16 protein-coding genes are annotated in these 21,036 nt (G+C 70.9%); 11 read left to right on the forward strand and 5 right to left on the reverse strand.

The features are described from left to right. Window positions 1–42 precede the first annotated feature (42 nt). A complete protein-coding gene (locus tag ABD333_RS25895) occupies window positions 43–2,136 on the reverse strand; it encodes a M28 family peptidase (protein ID WP_344544983.1) in 2,094 nt (697 codons plus the stop codon). A 176-nt stretch (window positions 2,137–2,312) separates the two neighbouring features. Continuing rightward, window positions 2,313–3,368, reverse strand: coding sequence for a glycosyltransferase family 2 protein (locus ABD333_RS25900; protein ID WP_344544985.1), 1,056 nt, complete (start codon window positions 3,366–3,368; stop codon window positions 2,313–2,315). Window positions 3,369–3,626: 258 nt separating this feature from the next. Between ABD333_RS25900 and recD2 the strand changes: the two genes are divergently transcribed. Beyond that, window positions 3,627–6,491 carry an SF1B family DNA helicase RecD2 gene (gene recD2 / locus ABD333_RS25905; RefSeq protein WP_344544986.1) on the forward strand — a complete coding sequence of 955 codons (2,865 nt, stop codon included), beginning with the start codon at window positions 3,627–3,629 and terminating at the stop codon, window positions 6,489–6,491. Window positions 6,492–6,510: 19 nt separating this feature from the next. On the opposite strand, the gene ABD333_RS25910 is transcribed toward recD2, so the two are convergent. Beyond that, window positions 6,511–8,043: a peptide ABC transporter substrate-binding protein gene (locus ABD333_RS25910; protein WP_344544987.1), complete on the reverse strand. Its 1,533-nt coding sequence runs from the start codon at window positions 8,041–8,043 to the stop codon at window positions 6,511–6,513. A 231-nt stretch (window positions 8,044–8,274) separates the two neighbouring features. Between ABD333_RS25910 and ABD333_RS25915 the strand changes: the two genes are divergently transcribed. After that, a complete protein-coding gene (locus ABD333_RS25915; protein WP_344544989.1) occupies window positions 8,275–9,720 on the forward strand; it encodes an LVIVD repeat-containing protein in 1,446 nt (481 codons plus the stop codon). A 284-nt stretch (window positions 9,721–10,004) separates the two neighbouring features. After that, a complete protein-coding gene (locus tag ABD333_RS25920) occupies window positions 10,005–11,117 on the forward strand; it encodes a M14 family zinc carboxypeptidase (RefSeq protein ID WP_344544991.1) in 1,113 nt (370 codons plus the stop codon). Window positions 11,118–11,225: 108 nt separating this feature from the next. Here the strand turns inward: ABD333_RS25920 and ABD333_RS25925 are convergent, their stop codons facing one another. Next, window positions 11,226–11,807 carry a CGNR zinc finger domain-containing protein gene (locus ABD333_RS25925; protein ID WP_344544992.1) on the reverse strand — a complete coding sequence of 194 codons (582 nt, stop codon included), beginning with the start codon at window positions 11,805–11,807 and terminating at the stop codon, window positions 11,226–11,228. A gap of 113 nt (window positions 11,808–11,920) precedes the next feature. On the opposite strand from ABD333_RS25925, the gene ABD333_RS25930 reads away from it, so the two are divergent. After that, entirely contained in the window at window positions 11,921–12,106 is a 186-nt protein-coding gene (locus ABD333_RS25930; protein ID WP_344544994.1) for a hypothetical protein, read from the forward strand. 55 nt (window positions 12,107–12,161) lie between these two features. After that, complete coding sequence (locus tag ABD333_RS25935) at window positions 12,162–13,676, forward strand: Nramp family divalent metal transporter (RefSeq protein ID WP_344544996.1); 1,515 nt, start codon at window positions 12,162–12,164, stop codon at window positions 13,674–13,676. Window positions 13,677–13,689: 13 nt separating this feature from the next. On the opposite strand, the gene ABD333_RS25940 is transcribed toward ABD333_RS25935, so the two are convergent. Continuing rightward, entirely contained in the window at window positions 13,690–15,129 is a 1,440-nt protein-coding gene (locus ABD333_RS25940) for a type I glutamate--ammonia ligase (protein ID WP_344544998.1), read from the reverse strand. A 91-nt stretch (window positions 15,130–15,220) separates the two neighbouring features. On the opposite strand from ABD333_RS25940, the gene ABD333_RS25945 reads away from it, so the two are divergent. The 6 genes from ABD333_RS25945 to ABD333_RS25970 all read left to right on the forward strand — a co-directional run bounded on the left by ABD333_RS25945 (window position 15,221) and on the right by ABD333_RS25970 (window position 20,989). Next, the gene (locus tag ABD333_RS25945) at window positions 15,221–16,384 is read left to right on the forward strand and encodes an amidohydrolase family protein (protein WP_344545403.1); all 1,164 of its coding nucleotides are present in this window, start codon (window positions 15,221–15,223) and stop codon (window positions 16,382–16,384) included. A 46-nt stretch (window positions 16,385–16,430) separates the two neighbouring features. Beyond that, a complete protein-coding gene (locus ABD333_RS25950) occupies window positions 16,431–17,825 on the forward strand; it encodes an FAD-dependent oxidoreductase (RefSeq protein ID WP_344545000.1) in 1,395 nt (464 codons plus the stop codon). A 71-nt stretch (window positions 17,826–17,896) separates the two neighbouring features. Further along, complete coding sequence (locus ABD333_RS25955) at window positions 17,897–18,613, forward strand: PadR family transcriptional regulator (RefSeq protein WP_344545001.1); 717 nt, start codon at window positions 17,897–17,899, stop codon at window positions 18,611–18,613. A gap of 185 nt (window positions 18,614–18,798) precedes the next feature. Beyond that, on the forward strand, window positions 18,799–19,803 hold the full coding sequence (locus tag ABD333_RS25960) for an ATP-binding cassette domain-containing protein (protein WP_344545003.1): 1,005 nt from the start codon (window positions 18,799–18,801) through the stop codon (window positions 19,801–19,803). After that, entirely contained in the window at window positions 19,800–20,579 is a 780-nt protein-coding gene (locus tag ABD333_RS25965; RefSeq protein ID WP_344545005.1) for an ABC transporter permease, read from the forward strand. The genes ABD333_RS25960 and ABD333_RS25965 overlap by 4 nt, the downstream gene beginning before the upstream one ends. Before the next feature lie 71 nt (window positions 20,580–20,650). Then, the gene (locus ABD333_RS25970; RefSeq protein ID WP_344545007.1) at window positions 20,651–20,989 is read left to right on the forward strand and encodes a nuclear transport factor 2 family protein; all 339 of its coding nucleotides are present in this window, start codon (window positions 20,651–20,653) and stop codon (window positions 20,987–20,989) included. Window positions 20,990–21,036 lie beyond the last annotated feature (47 nt).

A 21,036-nucleotide genomic window follows, 5' to 3' on the forward strand; every position in this document is an offset into this window, starting at 1 on the left:
GCAGTTTGGGGTGCTGCGGCGCAGGCCGCCTGGAGTGGGGTTTTAGGGGGTCAGGGTTCGGGTGGCGGCGCGGAGGCTTGTGTAGAGGTGGGCTTCGTAGGTTTTGGCCGTTCGGATGTCGTTGTTGAGGATCAGTGCGTCGTTGAGGGCGGGCAGGCGTTGGGTCGCGTAGCCGGTGTCGATGCCGGGGGCGTAGATCTGGTGCCGGTACCAGGGGCGGCCCGGCAGGCCCACCCGGGTGAGCAGGTCGCGTTCGGCTTGCATGATCTTGTCGTTGAGGCGGCGGAACGCGGCGGTGTCGCCGGTGCGGAGCGCGGCGTCGGCGCGGGCCTGGAGCGCCTGGGCGGCCCGCTGCCACGCCTTGGCCTGCGCGATGTCACGGGAGACGTCGACTACGACTCGCCCGTACTTCCGCCGTTGCTGCTCGGTGAAGTCACTCAGGTAGGTCGCGGTCTCCGACGCGTACGGCTGGTAGCGCATGGCGACGACATCGGCATTGGCGAGGCGGAGGACGGCGATCCCGACCAGCCGCGACATGGCCGCGTGGTATTCGAAGGACGGATCGCCGAAGCGGCTCGTCCAGTAGAAGTCGTCGCACGCGCAGTGGTAGCTCCCGGCCGTCCCGGGGCTGGCTGAGCCCAGGTCCATCGCCGGTACGCCGAAGCGCTGGAAGAACGGCTGGAAGTCGGAGCCGCCGCCGATGCGTTCGATGGGTGTCTTGCCGTTGTTCTGCTGTTTCCAGACTTCGTACAGGGATTTGCCGGTGCGGGGCCAGCGCACTTCCTTGGTGGCGTCGATGACCGACTGGTCGAGGGCGGGTGTCGCCGAGGCACCGAATTCTGAGCCGCCGGCGCCGTCCATGTTGACGTACGCCACGGCGTTGCGGAGTTGCCTGCCGCGTTCCTCGGCGTACTCGGTCGAGCCGTAGATGCCGTACTCCTCGCCGTCCCACGTGGCGAGAACGATCGTGCGCTTGGGGCGCCATCCCTTCTTGAGCAGCTGCCCCAGGGCACGTCCGATCTGCAGGACGTTCTCGGTGCCGGACAGGTTGTCGACGCTGCCGTACGTCCAGGAGTCGTGGTGGGCGCCGAGGATGACCTCCTGGTCGGGTCGCTCCTTGCCGGGAATCCGCACGGTCACGTCCCAGATCGGCTTGATCTTGTAGTCGTGCCGTACGTCCAGGCGCACCCGCGTGCCGCCCGGGCCGAATCTGTAGGCGAACGGCAGCCCGCCCTGCCACTCTTTGGGCACCTGATCGCCCTTGAGGCCGCGCAGCAACGGCTCCGCCGCGCCGTACGAGATCGGCGTCGTGGGCACGAGCCCGCGCAGCATCGGAGCCTCGGACGGCTTGAGCCGGCGAGCGTTCTTGGTCGCGACCCAGCCCGGCGTGAGCGGGTCACCCGCGGCGAGCATGATCTGCGCGACGCTGCCCCGCTGGATGCCGTCCGCCGCCCGCCAGGGACCCTGCGGATAGACCTTGCCCCGGGTGAAGCCGTCGTCGGCCGGGTCGGAGTAGATGAGCACGCCCTTGGCCCCGTACTTGGCGGCCTCGCGTGGCTTGACGCCTCGGAAGACCTGGCCGTAGCGGGCGAGGGCTATCTTGCCCTTGACCGAGATGCCCTTCTTGGCGAGGAGCTCGAAGTCCTGTGGCCGCCCGTAGTTGACGTACACGACCTCGCCCTCGGCCTTACCCGACGGCGACAGACCGTTGTGGCCCGGGATGACGTCCTTCCAGTGCTGCTGCCAGGGACGCCGCTTCTCCTTGATGGGCAGCACCTTCCGGCTCGGCGCCGTCATCTCGACCTTGAGCCGGTCAGGCAGCGACAGGTAGGTGTAGTACGTCTTCACCTCGGGCTTGAGCCCGTAGGAACGGAGCTCCCGGACGATACGTGCGACGCGGCGCCGGTCGCCGGTCGTTGTGGCGAGCCCTGGTTCACTCGCCAGCTCCGCGTCGAGCCGCCGGCCCTTCTCGCCGGACGGTATGGCGCTGAACAGCCTCTCCAGTTGCCGCTGCCGTTGCGCGTTGTCGGCGGTGAAGCCCGGGATGGAAACGGCGGAGGCCGCCGGGGGAGCGGAGACCAGAGTCAGGGCGGTGGCGACACCGGTCGCCAGCGCCAGGGAGCGGGAACGGAACATCAGCGAAACCTCCTGGCACTCGTGATGCGCGTGCGCCCGGACCGTACGTCGCGATCACGTCGAGATCCAGATCGCCTACCGGAACCGGCCACGGTGCCCCTCCTCGATGAGGCTATGGCTGTCGCCAAGGCGTTCCCCCGGGCCTTGCTGGTCCGGGGGATTGCTTTGGCTGAGGCTTAGGTTGCTCTGCCCTTCTCGTAGACGGTGAGGGTTTTGGCCAGGCCCAGGGGAACGAGGATCAGCTCGACCAGCAGGCCCTTCCAGGCGTAGTACGTGTTGACGGCCCTCGTCGGATATGCGAACGGGATGTTGGCCAGTACGCGGAGGACGGAGAGTCTTCGGCGGTGCGCCGCGTACACCAGTGTTGGAATGAAGAGCAGCAGCTCAGCGCCGAGCCACCAGGCGAGGGTCTCGGCCGCCGGGAGCTGCCAGACAAGGGTGAGGACCAGCGGGGTCGTCCACCACAGCGGGGCGAGGAGGATTTCGAGGACGGCCAGAACGACCCACAGGGCGAGCATGGGCTTGCGTCTCGCCATCGGGCGAAGGTGCAGGCGTACGTTCTGGAAGAACCCGGCCATCCAGCGCCACACCTGCTTGCGAAGGTAGGTGAGGGTCTCGGGGTCGGCCGCCCAGGCCACCGCGTCGGAGACGTAGACCGCCTTACGACCGCCGATCTGCCAGGACCAGGTGACGTCCATGTCCTCGACGATCGTCCGCTCCGGAAATCCGCCGAACGCGACGAGGGTCTCGCGGCGGAACGCCGAGCAGCAGCCGGAGCAGACCATCGGGCTCGCCGCCCCGGCCTGAATGGGCCGATGGAAATGAAAGCCGAAGAGGTACTCGATCGAACGGCCGCGTTCCCAGATCGTACGGGTGAAGCGTGTCTGCACGTTGCCCGCCGCGATCACGACGTCGGGATCGTCGAACGCGGGTTTCAGGCGTTCGACGTAGTCGGGTGCCAGGACGGTATCGGCGTCGACGGCCACCACTAAGTCGGTCTGGCAGTGGGGAAGGGCATGGTTTTGCGCGCGCGCCTTGCTGCCGAGATTGTGCTCGGGGCGCAGCACGGTGACGCCGTACGATCTGGCGACCTCTCCGGTGCGGTCGGACGAGCCGTCGTCCACGACGATGATTTCCTCGGCCGGCGCGGTCTGCCTGAGCAGGGACTCCAGCGTCGCGGGCAGCCCCCGCTCCTCGTTGTGCGCCGGAACGATGATGGTCACGGTGGTCATCGCCGCCCCCTCAGGCGGAGGAGCGCGCGGCCGCCGGTGGTGGCGAGCCAGACCGCGCCGTAAACGAGGGTGCTCAGCCCGAGCCCGGGCATTGCGCCATGCATTCGGTGCCCCTTTCTTCGTTCGGGAAGGCAATCGTGGGCTCGCCGGCCGGCTGAATTCCAGAGTCCGGCTGATCTGTGGATAACTCCGTCGCGGCGTTGTCCACAGATTTCAGTTGGCTTGGATGCCTCGGCGCGGAGCCGACATCATGGATCCATGACCCCGAAACCGGCGGTGCTGGAGGCCGTCCTCGAACGCGTGACCTATGTCAACGAGGACACCGGCTACACCGTCGCGCGCGTCGCCACCGAGCAGACGGGGCGCGACCTGCTGACCGTCGTCGGTGCGCTGCTCGGAGCCCAGGTCGGAGAGAGCCTGAGGCTCCAGGGCCGCTGGCGGTCCCACGCGAAGTACGGGCGGCAGTTCGAGGTCGAGTCCTACACCACCGTCCTTCCGGCCACCGTGCAGGGGATCCGGCGCTATCTCGGCTCAGGGATGATCAAAGGCATCGGCCCGGTCATGGCCGACCGGATGGTGGAGCACTTCGGGCTCGACATCCTGCGGATCATCGAGGAGGAGCCGGAACGCCTGGTCGAGGTGCGCGGCCTCGGCCGCAAGCGCACCCAGCGGATCGCCGACGCCTGGGAAGAGCAGAAGGCCATCAAGGAGGTCATGGTCTTCCTACAGGGAGTCGGCGTGTCGACCTCCCTCGCCGTCCGCGTCTACAAACAGTACGGCGACGCCTCGATCGACACGGTGCGCCGCGAGCCCTACAGGCTGGCCGCGGACGTCTGGGGCATCGGGTTCAAAACGGCCGACACCATCGCGCAGGCCGTCGGCATTCCCCACGACAGCCCCGAGCGCATCATGGCGGGCCTGCAATACACCCTGTCCGAAGCGGCCGACGCCGGGCACTGCTTCCTGCCGGAGCCCAACCTCATCACCGACGCCGAGAAGATCCTCACGGTCCCCCGCAGCCTGATCGCCCCCGCCCTCGACACCCTCGCAGAAGAGGGCCGGGTCATCCGCGAGCGCGTCTCCATACCGACCGCCGACCGCGCCGGCATCCCCGTACTCGAAGACGCCGACACTGCTGCCGCACCCTCCAGTGGCACACCGGAGCAAGGCCCGGCGATACCAGCGCCCCTCACGGCGAACGGTGACAGACCTACGCCAACCGTCGACTCCGTCCCAGCCCCAGACCGCACGTCCCCGGAGCGCACGTCGCCGGAGCGCACGTCGCCAGGCCGCACATCGTCTGAGCTGACGTCGCTTGAGCGGACGTCGCCGGGCCGCACGTCGTCTGAGCGCACGTCGCTTGACCGCACGTCGCTTGACCGCACGTCATCTGACCGCACGTCGTCTGAGCGGACGTCGCCGGACGGCACGTCGTCTGAGCGGACGTCACTGGGCCGGACGTCGTTTGAGCGGGCGTTGCCTGAGCGGGCGTTGCCTGAGCGGGCGTTGCCTGAGCGGGCGTCGTCTGACCGCACGTCGCCTGAGGGGGCGCCGTCTGACCGCACGTCGTCTGACCGCACGTCGTCTGACCGCACGTCGTCTGAGCGGACGTCGTCTGAGCGGACGTCGTCGGACGGCGCGTCGCTTGAATGCACGTCGTTTGAGCGGGCGTCGTCTGGGCGGGTGTCTGCGGAGCGCGTGTCGGCAGGCCGCTTGCCTGCGGGGGGCGTGTCTGTGGAGAGAGCGTCTGGGAAGCGGGCGTTTTCTGAGGGGGAGGTGACGGTTCCGGCTGTTTACCTTCTCCCGTTCTATCGGGCTGAGCGGTCGTTGGCTCGGGGGGTGCGGGAGTTGCTGGACGCCCGCGATGACCGGCTTGGGGCGTTCAAGGACGTTGACTGGGGCAAGGCGCTCGCCTGGCTCAGGCGGCGCACCGGCACCGAGCTGGCCGCTGAGCAGGAGGCGGCGGTCAGGCTCGCGCTGACCTCCAAGGTCGCCGTGCTCACCGGCGGGCCCGGCTGCGGCAAGAGCTTCACCGTGCGGTCCGTCGTGGAGCTCGCCGCGGCCAAGAAGGCGAAGATCGTACTTGTGGCGCCCACCGGGCGGGCCGCCAAGAGGCTGGCGGAGCTCACCGGGCACGAGGCGGCGACGATTCATCGGCTGCTCCAGCTGCAGCCCGGCGGCGACGCCAAATACGACCACGACAAACCCCTGGACGCCGACCTGGTCGTGGTGGACGAGAGCTCGATGGTCGATCTCGTCCTCGCCAACAAGCTGGTGAAGGCGATTCCACGGGGTGCTCATCTGCTCCTGGTCGGCGACGTCGACCAGCTGCCTTCGGTGGGCGCCGGGGAGGTGCTCGCCGACCTGCTCAACTCGGAGGTCGTCCCGCGGGTCAGGCTCACGAAGGTCTTCCGGCAGGCCCAGGAGTCGGGCATCGTCGTGAACGCCCACCGCGTCAACCGGGGCGAACACCCACGCGCGTTCAAGGACTTCTTCCTCTTCCCCAGCGACGACGCCGAGGAGACCGCGGAGCTCACCGTGGACGTCGTCGTCAACCGGATCCCGCGCAAATTCGGGCTCGACCCGCGGCGCGACGTGCAGGTGCTGACCCCCATGCATCGGGGTCCGGCCGGGGCGGGATCGCTCAACGGGCTTCTGCAGGACGCGCTGACGAAGGAAGAGGGTCCGGAAAAGCGGTTCGGAGGGCGCGTCTTCCGGGTCGGTGACAAGGTCACGCAGCTGCGCAACAACTACGACAAGGGCGAGGCGGGGGTCTTCAACGGCACCGTTGGCGTGGTCACGGCCGTCTCCGCCGAGGAGCACACGCTGACGGTGAGGACGGACGAGGACGAGCTCGTCGACTACGGCTTCGACGAGCTCGACGAGCTCACGCACGCGTACGCCATCACGATCCATCGGTCGCAGGGCAGCGAGTACCCGGCCGTGGTCGTGCCCTTGACGACGAACGCGTGGATGATGCTGCGGCGCAACCTCCTCTACACCGGCATCACCCGCGCCAAGAAGCTCGTGGTCCTGGTCGGCTCCCGGCGCGCTCTCGCCGTCGCGGTGCGCACGGCGGGTGCGGGCCGCCGTTTCACCGCGCTTGCCCACTGGCTGGCGTGACGCCGGCCGCGCCAGGCGGTCAGTCTCTGATCGTCAGGCGGTCCAGGCGGACGCCGGTGAAGGCGTCGGCGGTGACGCCGCGAAGGCGTTCCGACCAGACCAGGTGGTCGTGGAGGCTCCACAGCGGCACCGCGGGCATGTCGCGTAGCAGGGCGGTCTCCGCCAGCCGCGCGGGTGTCACGGCCTCGTCCGGCGTGGCCGCCCCTTCGGCATCGCCGATGAGGTCGAGGATGTAGTCCTCGGCATAGCCGGTGCGCGCGTCCAACAGCGGTGTCAGGGCCGCGATAGGAGCGGGGTAGGCGGGGGCCGCCTTGAAGACGAACGGCCCGTCGACCTTGCGATCCTCCAGCGCCGACCGGAGCTCTGCCGCGGGCACCGCCTTGGGCCGGGCGTCGAGCTTCAGCTGCTTGCGCAGTTGGTCCGCGACGGCCTTCACCCATGCGTCGTCGCCCGCGCCCGCCTCGTACCAGATCGGCAGCGGCCCGCTGAGCCCGCCGGCGCCGGTGAACGTGGCGGCGGAGGCCGCCGGGTCGTGGACGCACGGACGGCACTGGCCCTCGTCGCGGCGGCCGGGCAGCACTCCCGGCGGGACCAGGGCGTTGGCGGGGCTCGTCTGGTAACCGAGGGGGCCCTCCGAGACCGCCTTCCGGTCGATCGCCATGGACATGGCCTGCCGGATCGTCGGATTCGTGAGGCGCTTCTCCCACTGAGGGAACGCCAGGTACGTCATGGCCCGGCCGGGAACGATGAGGTGCCGGCGGCGGAAGTCGGCCTCCATCGACTCGTGCCGGTTCGGCGGCACCGCCGTGGCCAGGTCGAGGTCGCCCGCCTGCGCCGCCGCGTACTGTGCCGCCGCGTCCGGCATCGCCTTCACCACGATCGTGCGGGCGCCGGCGCGGTCGAGGACGGTCTCGCGCTGGTCGTGGGCGCGCACGCGGTACGGGCCGTTGCCGATCGGCCGTCTCCCGTACGAGGCCCAGTCGCGCGAGGCCAGCACGGAGTCCGGCATCGGCGCGAACGCGGGGTCGCCCAGCAGCGCGGGGAACCCGTTCAGCGGCCGGTCGAGGGTGACCTCGAACGTACGGTCGTCGACGACCTTGAGCCCGGCCACCCGTTCCCGCTTCACCTTGGCACCCTTGACGCGCGCCACCTCGGTGAACAGCCGCGCCCCGGCCCATCCCTCGCGCAGCACGGCGCCCCACGCGCCGGTGAACGAGCGGGCGGTGACCGGCGAGCCGTCGTGGAACCGGCCGCCCGCCTTCAGCCGGACGGTCCAGACCTTGCGGTCGTCGCTCGTGACGGACTCGGCGGCGGCGTTCACGGGCACGCCCGTACGAGGGTCGTACGCGACCAGGCCGGTCCAGACGGCAGCGGCGATCATGCGGCCCGTGCCGTCCCGGACATCGCCGGGCACGAGGGTGGCGGCGGGCGCCGCGCCGACCGAGATCCGCGGATCGGCCGGATCGCTGAGGGCTCTCATGGCGACGACCGGGCTCACGAGCATCACCACGGCCCCGGTGAGCAGTGCGGCGGTACGGGTGCTGCTCTTCACGCCGGTGAGCGTACGGCACCACCGCCGCCGAAGGCCACGAGCCCGTCGGCGGCCCAATGCGGCCATGGCCCGGCAGGGCCGAACGCGGGGCCGTCCCACCCCCTGGGGGCGGGCCTTCAGTCATCTGCTCACATGCGGGGACGGCTTTCCTTGTGACACTTAGCCCCTTGATCACCTTGATCGCCCAGTTCAGACTGGCCTGGGTGACATCCGCGTGACCTGGAGGCACGAATGTTGCACCGATATCGTACGAGGCGTGTCTTCTCCGGCAGCGTCGCCGTGGCGACCGCCGTGGTGCTGGCCGCAGGGACCGCATGGGCGTGCCCGCCCGACTCGGGCACCTCGAAGACGGGAGCTGCGCAGTCCGCCGGGGAGGGACGCGACCTCAACACCCACGCGGGACACGGCCCGGCCCCCGAGAAGGCCGGGACGTCCACCAAGGGCACCGACGCCGTCAAGGGCGTCGAACGGGTGGGGACCGTGCCGGGTGCCAAGGAGGGCACCTCCCTGGAGTTCATCGACTACGGCCGGGGCCGGCACAAGCGCACGATCATGTTCATCAGCGGCCGGTTCGGGCTCAAGGCCTACGACGTGTCCGCCGACCCGCGCAGCCCCAAGCTCGTCGGCAGCTTTGACCTCCCCGGCTTCTGGCAGGGCGAGGACACCGAGGCCGACCACAAGCGCAAGATCATCTACCTGTCCCGGGACCCGCGCGCGTTCGGCGCCGACGTGACGGTCGGCGAATCGGGCGTGTACATCATCGACGTCTCCAAGCCCGAGAACCTCAGGCAGCTCGCCTACCAGGTCCTCCCGGCGGGCCACACCACCTCTTGCATCAATGACTGCAAGTACCTGTGGACCGGAGGCCCGGCCAAGGCCAGCTGGATGCCCGCCGACTGGGGCGGCCGTCCTGTCTGGGTGACCGACGTGCGCAACCCGCGCAAGCCGAAGGTCTTCAAGAACCCGATCGACACCGGCCGCAACGACGGCAAGACCGACTACACCCACGACATCCAGATCGACGCCAAGGGCATCGCCTGGGCGTCCGGACGCGGTGGTGTACGCGGCTACTACACCTACGGCTACCGCTACGACCCGGTGCTGAAGAGGCGCCGTCTGGCGACCCCCTGGAACCCGGTCCCGTACGCGGGCGGCGGCATCGACGAGGCGACCGTCTTCTCCTCGTTCATGCACAACAGCTTCCGCCCGATCGGCCGCACCGCCGACCAGGGCCCGGACCCGCGCAAGTGGGGTTACGGGCAGACCATCCTCGTCACCGAGGAGACCTTCAACGACGGATGCAGCGCCGACGGGCTCCTGGTCATCGCTTCCCTGAAGGGCTCCTACAACGGCCAGGGCTGGCGCTCCACGCCGCAGAACCCCTTCCGCCTCCGCACGCTCGGCACCTGGGGCGCCGCGGGCAAGGAAGGCAGCGATCCCAACCCCATCAAGGACAGCTGCTCGGCGCACTACTTCGACGTCAAGAACGGCATTCTCGCCCAGGCGTTCTACCACCAGGGCACGCGGTTCCTCGACGTCCGCGACCCGACCAACATCAAGCAGGTGGCCTACTTCCGGCCGGACGACGCCCGCACCTGGGCCGCCTACTACCACGGCAAGTACGTCTACGTCGTCGACCACAACCGCGGCATCGACATCCTGAAGACCACGTTCTGAGCGTTCCACACGCCCGAAGCGTGAACGATCGAAGGGCCGCCCCTAGCCGGGCGGCCCTTCGCCTACGCGGCCCTTCGCCTACGCGGCCCTTCGCCTACGCGGACCCTTCCGCCACCGCAGCCAAATCGCATACAAATCACGCCCGGCTCCTGAACGGCACAAAAGGCAATTAAAGGGATGGGGGCGTCGCCAAACGGCAGTGCGATCGGATAGCGTCCGATCGAGATGATCAACGGGTCGCGCGGGGGAGACCCGGCCGTCACCGATGCCAATGGAGGCAGCTCGTGACCTCGCTCCCGGGCCGTACGGCCCGTCCTCTCGCCGGCCTCGCCGCGTTCGCGCTCACCGCCGGGGGCTTCGCCGCCCCGGCCCACGCCGCGTCCTCCGCCGCGCCTGCCGCCCCCGCCGCATCAGCCGCGTCCGGCGCGGCGACCGCACCTCAGCGGGCGGCGGCGGACCGCAACGGCGGCGTACGGCTCCACACCAATGCCGAGCTGGCCAAGGCCCTGAAGCGGATCGAACGCGCGAGCCACGGCCGGGTCCGCGTCCGCAGCGTCGGCAGGAGCAACGAGGGCCGCCCGCTGTGGTTCGCCACGCTCGGCAGCGGGTCCAAGCGGCTGATGTACGTGACGCAGCAGCACGGCGACGAGCCCCTCGGCACGGAGTCGGCGCTGAAGGCCCTCACCGCGCTCGGCGTCCGCAACGACCGTGACGCCCGCCGCGTGCGTTCGAAGATCACGCTCGGCATCCTGGTGCGCGCCAACCCCGACGGGCACCAGCGGCAGTGGCGCTACAACTACGACCCGGACGCCAAACCGGAGTACGGCGAGCCGGGCAAGGGCTACGACATCAACCGCTACCACAACCCCTCGATGCGCCCCGCCGACAACCCGGTGCCCGAGGCGGCCGCGATCCGCCGGACGTTCGACCGGTTCCGGCCGTCGATCATGGTCGACTACCACATGCAGGGCCGGTACGCGTTCCCGCCGCCGGACGGCCGGGAGATCACCACGTCGATCCTGTGGCCGACCAATACCACCGTCCCGGCGGGCGCGCTGCGCCGGTCCAAGCAGGTCGGCGTCCGCGTCTACAAGTCGTTCACCCGCGCCGGCGCGGTCGTCTCCCAGTATCCCGGCGGCGACTACGAGGGCATCGCCCGCAACGCCTACGGCATCCTCGGCGGCGCCTCGCTGCTCGTCGAGCTGAGCGACCTGCCGCCCGAGCGGCAGCGCTTCCAGGTCCACACCGCGTACGTGTCGATGGTCGATCTCGCGAGGGCCGCCGCGTACCGGCGGCTGGACGGCATCGACCCGGCCGCCGCGGACAAGATCCCGCTGCGCGGGCCCGAGCTGCCCGGCGCGAGGACCCTCCACGCCGAGCACGACCACGAGAGCTGAGCCCCGGCTCGCTCGCCTACCAACCGCCGCCTTGCTCGCCACGTCCGCGAGTCCGCGTCCGCGAGTCCGCGTCCGCGAGTCCGCGTCCGCGAGTCCGCGAGCGCGCCGTCAGCCGTGGCTGGTGCCCGGCTCCTGGCCGGCCTTGTCCGGGACGGTGCGCTTGCGGGCGCGGAAGGCGGCGACGTTGGTGCGGTTGGCGCACGCCTCCGAGCAGAAGCGCCGCCGCCCCGCCTTGGACGTGTCGGCGTAGACGTTGTCGCACCCGTCCGCCGCGCACACACCCGTACGGCCGAGCCCGTACTGGCAGACCAGCTCCGAGAGCTTCATGAGGGTCGCCGCCCGGAAGCGGTCCGGCAGCCGCGACGACGGCGGCGCGTAGTGCATGTGCACGCCGTGCGGCTCGTGGTTGGAGATGTGCGGATGCATCGGGATGCGCAGCATCAGGCCGTTGAGCAGCTCCGCGGCGTCCACGAGCTCCTCGGCCTCGAAGAACGGCCGCAGCGTCCGGCCCCACTCGCGGAGCGCCTCGACGTCGCCGGACTCCAGTTGCCGCCAGAAGAACTCGTTGGCGCGCAGGATCTCGCGCAGGGCGTCCTCGCTGTCGTCGCCCTCCGCCGTGGTGACCGCGTTCACCAAAGCGACCGCCGCGGCCACGGCCTTGCTCTTGTATCCGGTGATCTGCGTTGCCATCGCCCCGACTATCCCACATACGAACGATCGTAAGTGTTAATGTATGTACGGCTCTTACACAAGTTTACCCCTTACACCCCGGCAGGGCGCCCGGGAGAAGCGACGGGATCACGGTGGACGACTGCCCGCGGTGCGGCTGGCCCGAGGACGAGACCTACCAAGTGCTGTCGAGGCACCTGACCTCGGACGGCGTCGTCACCTACACGCGCTGTGCGTGCGGCGAGGTGCAGCTGCGCTTCCAGCCCTACGACCTCGGTCAGATCGTCTCCGCCGGGGGGTTGTCGCGGCCGTCCCCCTGACGGATCATCCGGGTGACCGATCGATTCGGGGGCCGGTACGACTGGGAGGCGATCCATGGCCGACCCCACCCCCGATGTCCCGGCGGCTCCCGCGACCCGTCCCCTCGGCGTCAGCCGTCCCGACCTGACCGTCGCCGACCTCCCCACCCCCGAGGAGGTGTTCGGCGTACGCCGGATCGGCCCGAAGGAGCTGTTCCGGTACGCCCTCGGCCCGAGCCTGATCGCGCTGGGGATCTCGGTCGGCAGCGGCGAATGGCTCCTCGGCCCGCAGGCGGTCGGCAAGTACGGCTTCGAGGGCGTCGGCTGGATCATCGTCGTCTCGGCCGTCCTGCAGACGCTCTACAACATCGAGTGTTCCCGGTACGTGGTCGCGACCGGCGAGGCGCCCGTCGTCGGCTGGGGCCGCGTCCCGCCCGGCTGGTTCCTGTGGGTGCCGCTGTCGGTCTTCGTCGTCATCTTCGCGTTCATCGCCGGTGGCTGGGCCGCCTCCGCCGGGCAGGGGATGTACGCGCTCGTGCACGGCGAGGTGCCCGGCAAGGACGCCGAGGAGCCGCGGCTCTGGGCGATCGCGCTGCTGGTGGTCGTCTTCCTCATCACCGCCGCCGCCCGCCGGATCTCCCGCGCGCTGGAGCTGGCCAACTGGCTGATGGTCGGCACGATCCTCGCCGCCCTGCTGCTCATCGACCTGTTCATCGTCCCGTTCAGCGGCTGGTGGGAGGGCATCAAGGGCTTCGTCACCCCGGCGGCGCCGCCCGACGGCATCACCGCGACCGAGCTCGGCGGGCTCGCCGGGTTCACCGCGCTCGCGTCCGGGCTCAACTGGTACGTGATGGGCCACTACCGCGACAAGGGCTACGGGATGGGACACCGCACCGGGTTCATCTCCGGGCTCCGCGGTGAGCGGGTGAAGCTGCTGGACAGCGGCGTGACCTTCCCCGACGACGAGAAGAACGCGGCGCTGTGGAAGCGCTGGTACCGGCTGCTGCGCACGGACATGTGGGGCATCTTCTTCGTCGGCGCCATGCTCGGCATGCTGCTGCCCACGATCCTGATGGCGCGCGCGGTCGAGCTGTCCGGCACGCGGCCGACGCAGGCGAACGTGCCGACCTTCGTGGCGGCGGCCCTCGACGAGGAGTACGGCCGGTGGCTCTTCTACGCCGCGCTGCTGCTGGGCGTGCTGATCCTCTTCTCCACCCAGCTCGGCATCTTCGAGGCGATGGTCCGGGTGACGACCGACGCCGCCCACGCCACCAGCCCGCGGTTGCGGGCGCTGCTGGAAGGCGATCCGCGCCGCTTCTACTACCCGTTCATGCTGGTCCTGCTGGTGATCATCTCGGTCATCCTGCATCTGGCGCTGCCGGTGAGCCTGGTGCAGTGGTCGGCGAACATGGTCAACCTCGGCGCCCTGATCTACCCGTTCATGCTCATGTACCTCAACACCAGGCTGCCGCGCGCCGCCCGGCCGAGGCTGTGGCACCACGTGGTCCTGGTGCTCAACTTCCTGTTCTTCGGGTTCTTCTTCGTGAACTTCGTCGCCGACTTCGCGGGCGACCCGTTGATCACGTTCTGATCCGCGCTCCGGGTCAGTGGCGCCAGCGGGTGGTCGCGGCGATCTCCTCCGGCGACGCGCCCTCGAACAGGGCGAGCTCGCCGCGCCGCACGGTGGCGATCGTGTCGCTGAGCGCTTCGCCGAAGGCGACCGGGAGCACCGGGTCGGACTCGAAGGCCGCGACCGACTCGGCCAGCGAGGACGGCAGCGCGCTGATGCCCAGATCGGCGCGTTCCCCGGGATCGAGCGTGGCCGGGTCGACGTCGACCGGCGCGGGCAGGGCCGCCTCGCCGGCGATGCCCGCGCGCCCGGCGGCGAGCAGCCCGGCCAGGGCGAGGTACGGGTTGGCGGAGGAGTCGAAGGGCTTGACCTCCAGATTGGCGGCCGAGGCGCGTTCGCCCAGCGCACCGGTGACGAAGCGCAGCGCTGCCTCCCGGTTTTCCAGGCCCCAGCAGGCGAACGCCCCGGCCCAGTGGGACGGCACGAGCCGCAGGTAACTGGCGACGGACGGAGCGCCCACGGCGAGCAGCGCGGGCAGGTGGTCCAGGATGCCCGCGGCGAACGCCTCGCCCGCCGCGCTCATGCCGTACGGGCCGTCGCCGCCCGACATCAGGTTGACCGGCCCCTCCGCGGGGTCGTCCCGCCACAGGCTCAGGTGGACGTGCCCGCCGTTGCCGACCGACCCCGCGAGCACCTTGGGGGAGAACGACGCGGCCAGCCCGTGTTCGAACGACACCGCGCGGATCGTCTCCCGTACCAGTACGGCGGTGTCGGCCGCGCCGACCGGATCCGCCGCGGCGACCGAGAGCTCCAGCTGCCCCTCGGCGTACTCGGGATGGATCTGGTCGACGGAGACGCCGGACGCCGCGAGCGCCTTGAGCAGGTCCCGCAGATAGCCCGACAGTTCGGAGATGCGCGTCATCCCGTACGCGGGCCCGTTGCACGCGGGGGTGAAGTCCTCCCCGTCCCCGCCGCTCTCGTCGTCGCCGTCCGACACCGCCCATTCGATCTCGAACGCGGCGCGGACCGAGAATCCCTGTCCGGCGAGCCGGGCGACCTCGCGCCGCAGCGTCGCCCGTGCGTCCACGGGATACTCGGCGCCCTCCTGGGTGAACCGGTCGGCCGGGGCCCACGCCCATCCCGGCAACGCCGCCAGCGGGACGAGACGGTCGAGATCGGGGTGCAGGCGCAGGTCGCCGGTGGGCCCGCCCACGTACCGGCCGGAGACGATCGAGTCGTCGAGCAGGAAGACGTCGAAGACCGGCGACATGCCGACGCCCCACGAGGCCGCGTGCTCCAGACGCGCCACCGGCACCGCCTTGGTGCGGGTGATGCCGCTGACGTCGACCCAGGTCATGGCGACCGCGACGACGTCACCGCGGTCCAGGTCCTTCGCCAGCTCCGCGGCCCGCGCACCGCGACCGGCGCGCTCGCCGGCGTCCAGGACGGGCTGGACGTCCAGGCTGGTCTCCATGTGCGCTCCCCGCTGGTGATCGCGTTGGGTAATCCTTCGGTACGGGCATCGTACGGAGACGACCGCCCCGTTTCACGGAGGAGAAGGCGTGATGCTGGAACGGCTGGAAGCACTGCGGCTGGTCGACCACCACTGCCACGGAGTGCTCGATCGCGACCTCGGGCCCGCGGAGTTCGAAGCCCTGCTCACCGAGGCGGACGAGGTGGACGAGGCGGGCATCGAGCTGCGCGGAAGCATGTGGGACACGCAGGCCGGCTTCGCCGTGCGCCGTTGGTGCGCGCCTGTGCTCGGCCTGCCCGCGCACGCCTCACCCGGCGCCTACCTGGCGCGCCGCGCGGAGCTGGGCGCGGACGAGGTCAACCGGCGGTTCCTCGCGGCGGCCGCCCTCGACGTCCTCTGCGTCGATACCGGCTTCACGCCCCAGGCCCTGCTGGAGCCCCCGGCTCTCGGCCGGCTGGCCGGCGCCCGTTCCTACGAGATCGTGCGGCTGGAACGGCTCGCCGAGGACGCGGTCGCGGACGGCGTCGGCGCGGCGGCCTTCGCGGGCGAGGTGCGGTCGCGGCTGAACGCGAAGGCACGCTCGCGGGACGTCGCCGGCTGCAAGTCGATCGCCGCCTACCGGGCGGGCCTGGAGCTGGCGGGGGAGCGGCCGGCGGCGGCCGACGTCACCGCGGCCGCCGGACGGCTGCTGCGCGAGGCCGAGCGTGCCATGGCGGGCCGCAGCGCGCCGCCGCGCGTGTCGGACGAGGTCCTGCACCGTTTCCTGGTCTGGTGCTCGGTCGACGAGGGGCTGCCGGTGCAGTTCCACGTCGGGTACGGGGACGCCGACGCCGATCTGCGGCGCGGGGACCCGCTGCTGCTCACGAGCCTGCTCCGGACGGTGGCGCCGACGGGCGTGCCGGTGATGCTGCTCCACAACTACCCGTTCCACCGGCAGGCCGGGTATCTCGCGCAGGTCTTCCCGAACGTGTTCGTGGACGCCGGGCTCGCCACCCACAACCTCGGCCACCGTTCGCCCGCGCTGATAGCCGAACTGCTGGAGCTGGCTCCTTTCGGGAAGGTCCTCTACTCCTCCGACGCGTTCGGGCTGGCCGAGCTCTTCCACCTGGGCGCGCTGCTGTTCCGGCGGGGGCTCGCCGCGTTCCTGGGCTCCGGTGTGCGGGACGGCGCGTGGACCGGGGAGGACGCGGTGCGGGTGGCCGAGCTCATGGCCTCCGGCAACGCCCGCCGTGCGTACCGTCTTCCGGGTACGTAGGATGCGGAGACCAAGATCGTTGACGGTTCAATGGGGAGACGATCGAATGAGTGATCACGGGGCGCCGCGCGGGCGCGAGCGGCTGGTCGTCATCGGGGGCGACGCGGCGGGGATGAGCGCGGCCTCCGCGGCCCGGCGCGGGCGCGGCCCGGGCGAGCTGGACATCGCGGTCTTCGAGCGCGGCGGCCACACCTCCTACTCCGCGTGCGGCATCCCCTACTTCGTCGGCGGCCACGTCGCCGCCGTGGACGACCTGGTCGTGCGGACCCCCGCGGAGTTCCGTTCGAAGCAGCACATCGACGTCCGCACGCGGCACGAGGTCACCGCGATCGATCTCGACCGGCGGGCCGTGCGCGTCCATGACCTCGACGGCGGAGCCGAACGCTGGGAGGGCTTCGACCAGCTGCTGGTCGCCACCGGCGCCGTCCCGCGCCGGCCCCGGCTGCCGGGGGCGGACGCCGAGGGCGTGTACGGCGTCCAGGTCCTGGACGACGGGATCGCGATCCGCCGTGCCCTGGACGAGGGCAGGCCGCGGCGCGCGGTCGTGGTCGGCGGCGGATACATCGGGCTGGAGATGGCCGAGGCGCTCGTTCAGGCGGGGCTGGAGGTCAGCCTGGTCGACGGCGCGCCGCAGCCGATGCGGACCCTGGACCCCGACATGGGCGCGCTCGTCGCCGACGCGCTCCGCGGTGTCGGTGTCAGCCTCTACCTGGGGGAACGGGTCGACGCGTTCGAGACCTCCGGCGGCCGTGTCCGGGCGGTCGTCACGCCGGACCGCACCCTCGACGCCGACCTCGTCGTCCTCGGCCTGGGAGTGCGGCCGGCCAGCGAGCTGGCGAAGGACGCCGGAATCGAGGTCGGCCCGACCGGCGGGATCGTCACCGACCGCCGCATGCGCACCCGCACGGAGGGCGTGTGGGCCGCCGGGGACTGCGTCGAGACACGCCACCTGGTGTCGGGGGAGCGGGTGGCGATCGCGCTCGGCACGCACGCCAACAAGCAGGGCCGCGTCGCGGGGCGCAACCTCGGCGGCGGGTACGCGACGTTCCCCGGTGTCGTCGGCACGGCCGTGTCGAAGATCTGCCATGTGGAGGTCGCCCGTACCGGGCTGAACGAGGCCGAGGCCGCCGCGGCCGGGTTCGAGGCGCTGAGCGTGGTGGTGGAGTCGACGACGCGGGCCGGCTACTACCCGGGCGCCACGCCGATGAAGACCAAGCTCATCGCCGAAAGGCGGTCCGGCCGCCTGCTCGGCGCGCAGATCGTGGGCGAGGAGAACGCCGCCAAGCGCATCGACGGCCTGGCCATCGCGCTCTGGAACCGCATGACCGTCGAGGAGATGAGCGGGCTCGACCTGGGCTACGCTCCGCCCTTCGCGCCCGTCTGGGATCCCGTGCTGATCGCTGCGCGCAAGGCCGCCGACATGGTCGAAGGGAACCGCTGAGCCACCCCGCCGGGAGGCTTGCCGGGCCGCGCCGTCCCATCGTATATTCGTGGACGAATATACGAGTACGGATGGACGGAACGATGCCGGGACGACGTACGAGCACGAGCCCGCTGGCCCTCGCCGTGTTGTCCACGCTGGTCGAGCGGCCGATGCATCCGTACGAGATCGCGCAGCGGCTCAAGCACCGCGGCAAGGACCAGAGCATCAAGATCCGGTACGGGTCGCTCTACACCGTCGTCCAGAACCTCGCCGACCGCGGGCTCGTCGAGGCCGAGGGAACGGCGCGGGCCGGGCGGCGCCCGGAGCGCACCGTCTACCGGATCACCGCCGCCGGCCGGGCCGAGCTGGTCGAGCGCCTGCGCGAGCTGGTCCGCACGCCCGCCAAGGAGTATCCGCTGTTCGAGGCGGCGCTCTCCCTGGTGATCGTGCTGTCCCCGGACGAGGCCGCCGGCCTGCTCTCCGAACGGCTGCGCGTCCTGGAGAAGGAGATGGCCGCGGCCCGTGCCGCGCTGGCCGACCTCATGGTCGCACAGGGCATGCCGCGGCTCTTCCTCCTGGAAAGCGAGTACGCCCTGGCGCTCAAGCAGGCCGAGGCCGGCTGGGTGCGCGCCATGGTCACCGAGCTGGCCGACGGCTCCTTCGACGGGCTCGCCATCTGGCGCGCCTGGCACGAGACGGGCGAGGTGCCCGCCGAGATGCGGCAGGCCGACTGGTTCAGGGCCGACCAGGAGCTGGACGGTGCCGGTCAGACGCCGCTCGACCAGGAAAGCGAGGACTCCGCCTGACGCGAACCCCCGCATAGACCAGAAATCCCCCGGCACGGCGCACATCTCCGCCAAGATCCGAGCACCGCGCCGGGGCCGCGACACCACCGAGCTCATCCGATGGCGTGCCGCTCCAGACTATCCGGGGGCGTCCTCCACCGGTGGCTCGATGTACCCACACCATCGAACGGAGCAGGGGCAGAGCCATGCCATCCTCAGCCGCCATCGAGGCGCGCGGCCTCGTCAAGACCTATGCCGTACGCGGTGACAAGGACGGCGTCCGGGCCCTCGACGGGCTCGACGTCACCGTCCCGCGCGGAACCGTCTTCGGGCTCCTCGGCCCGAACGGCGCCGGCAAGTCCACCACGATCAAGATCCTCACGACGCTCGCCCGTCCCGACGCGGGCACGGCTGCCGTCGAGGGCGTCGACGTGCTCCGGCGCCCCGACCGGGTCCGACGCGTGATCGGCGTCGTCGCGCAGCGTTCGGGCACCGATCCCGGAGCCACCGGCCGCGAGAACCTCGTCCTGCAGGGACGCCTGTACGGGCTCGGCGCGGCCGCGCCGTCCCGCGCCGACGAGCTGCTCGCCCGCTTCGGCCTGACCGACGCGGCCGGGCGGCTGGTGAAGACCTACTCCGGCGGCATGCAGCGCCGCCTGGACGTGGCTCTCGGGCTGGTGCACCGGCCCGAGGTGCTCTTCCTCGACGAGCCGACCACCGGGCTCGACCCGGAGGCGCGCGCCGCGATGTGGGCGGAGATCTCCCGTCTCGCCGGGGAGGACGGCATGACCGTCCTGCTGACCACCCACTACCTCGACGAGGCCGACCGGCTCGCGGGCCGCATCGCCATCGTCGACCACGGCCGCGTCGTCGCCGAGGGCTCGCCCGACGAGCTCAAGGGCGCGCTGCGCGGCGACGTCGTCCACCTGGAGCTGGCGGCGGAGACCGACCCCGCCGCCGCCCGTTCGGCCCTGGGAGATCTGCCGGGCATCCGGGACGTCGTCGTCGCCGGCGACGCCATCAGCGCCCGGAGCGACGACGGCGCCTCGGCCGTGCCCGGCATCCTCGCCGTGCTCCAGGCGGCGGGCGCGCCCGCCGCCTCGGTGACCGTCGCCCGCCCGTCGCTCGACGACGTCTACCTGCGCCTCACCGGACGCCGCTACGGTGACGCCGACGCCGGGGAACTCGCCGCCGAGGGGGCCACCCGATGATGACCTCGGCCCTCACGCACACCTGGTACCTCAGCGGACGCCGGCTGCACGCCATCGCCCGGCAGCCGTTCGTCATCGTGGGCAACGTCTTCCAGCCGGCGATCTGGCTGTTCCTGTTCGGCCAGCTGTTCGAGCGGGTCGTCGAGATCCCGGGCTTCGGCGGCGGCTCGTACCTCGACTACCTGATCCCGGGCGTCATCGCCATGAACGCGATGAACGCCAACATGTTCGCGGGCATGGGCACGCTGGACGAGATCGACCGCGGCACGCTCAACCGCTTCCTGGTCTCCCCGGCCAGCCGCGTCGCGCTGATGAACGCGAACGTGGTGGAGCAGGCCGTCACGACCGCGCTCCAGTCGGTCATCATCCTGCTCCTCGGTCTCCTCGCGGGCGCCGAGCTGCCGGGCGGTCTCGCGGGGTGCGCCACGGTCGTGGTGGCGGCCGTCCTGGTCGGCATCGTGTTCGGCTCGCTGTCGAACGCGGCGGGCATGCTGTTGCGGCAGCGCGAGGCCATCATCGGGATCTACATCGCCTTCATGCTGCCGGTCACGTTCCTGTCGTCGGCGTTCATGCCGACCCGGCTCATGCCCGCCTGGCTGCGGCACGTCGCCGCCTGGAACCCGCTCGACTGGGCGGTCCGCGCCGGCCGCTCGGCGCTCGGCGCCGATCCGGCCTGGGGTGAGGTGGCCGTCCGGCTCGGCGGGCTCCTGGCGCTCGCGGTGGTCTGCGTGGTCGTCTCGGTCGCCACGTTCCGCTCGTACCAGAAGAGCGTTTAGCCCGTCTGGGGCCGATGTCGGTAGCGCGGTCTAGCGTGCGGGGAGACGCGGAGGAACGAGGAGGTGCGCCCATGTCGAACGTCGACGTGGTCCGGGCGTTCTTTGAGAGCTACCTGAGCCAGGACCGGGAGGCCGCCGAGCGGCTGGTGGCACCCGGTTTCGTCTTCACCAGCCCGCAGGACGACCGGATCGGCCGTGCCGCGTTCTTCGAGCGGTGTTTTCCCACCACCGACCGTCTGGAGTGGCAGGAGCTCCTCCAGGTCGTGCCCGGCGAGGGCGATGACGTCTTCGTGCTGTACGAGTACGAGCTGACCACCGGGGAGCGCTACCGGAACGCCGAGGTGATCACGGTGCGCGACGGCGCGGTCGTGGAGACCCAGGTCTTCTTCGGCGGCCGCGCCCACGACTGACCCGCCGGCCCCCGCGCGGCGAAATGGGAGGTCGGCCCGCAGCCTTG

The organism is Actinomadura fulvescens, assembly GCF_039533225.1.
Lineage (GTDB): Bacteria > Actinomycetota > Actinomycetes > Streptosporangiales > Streptosporangiaceae > Spirillospora > Spirillospora fulvescens.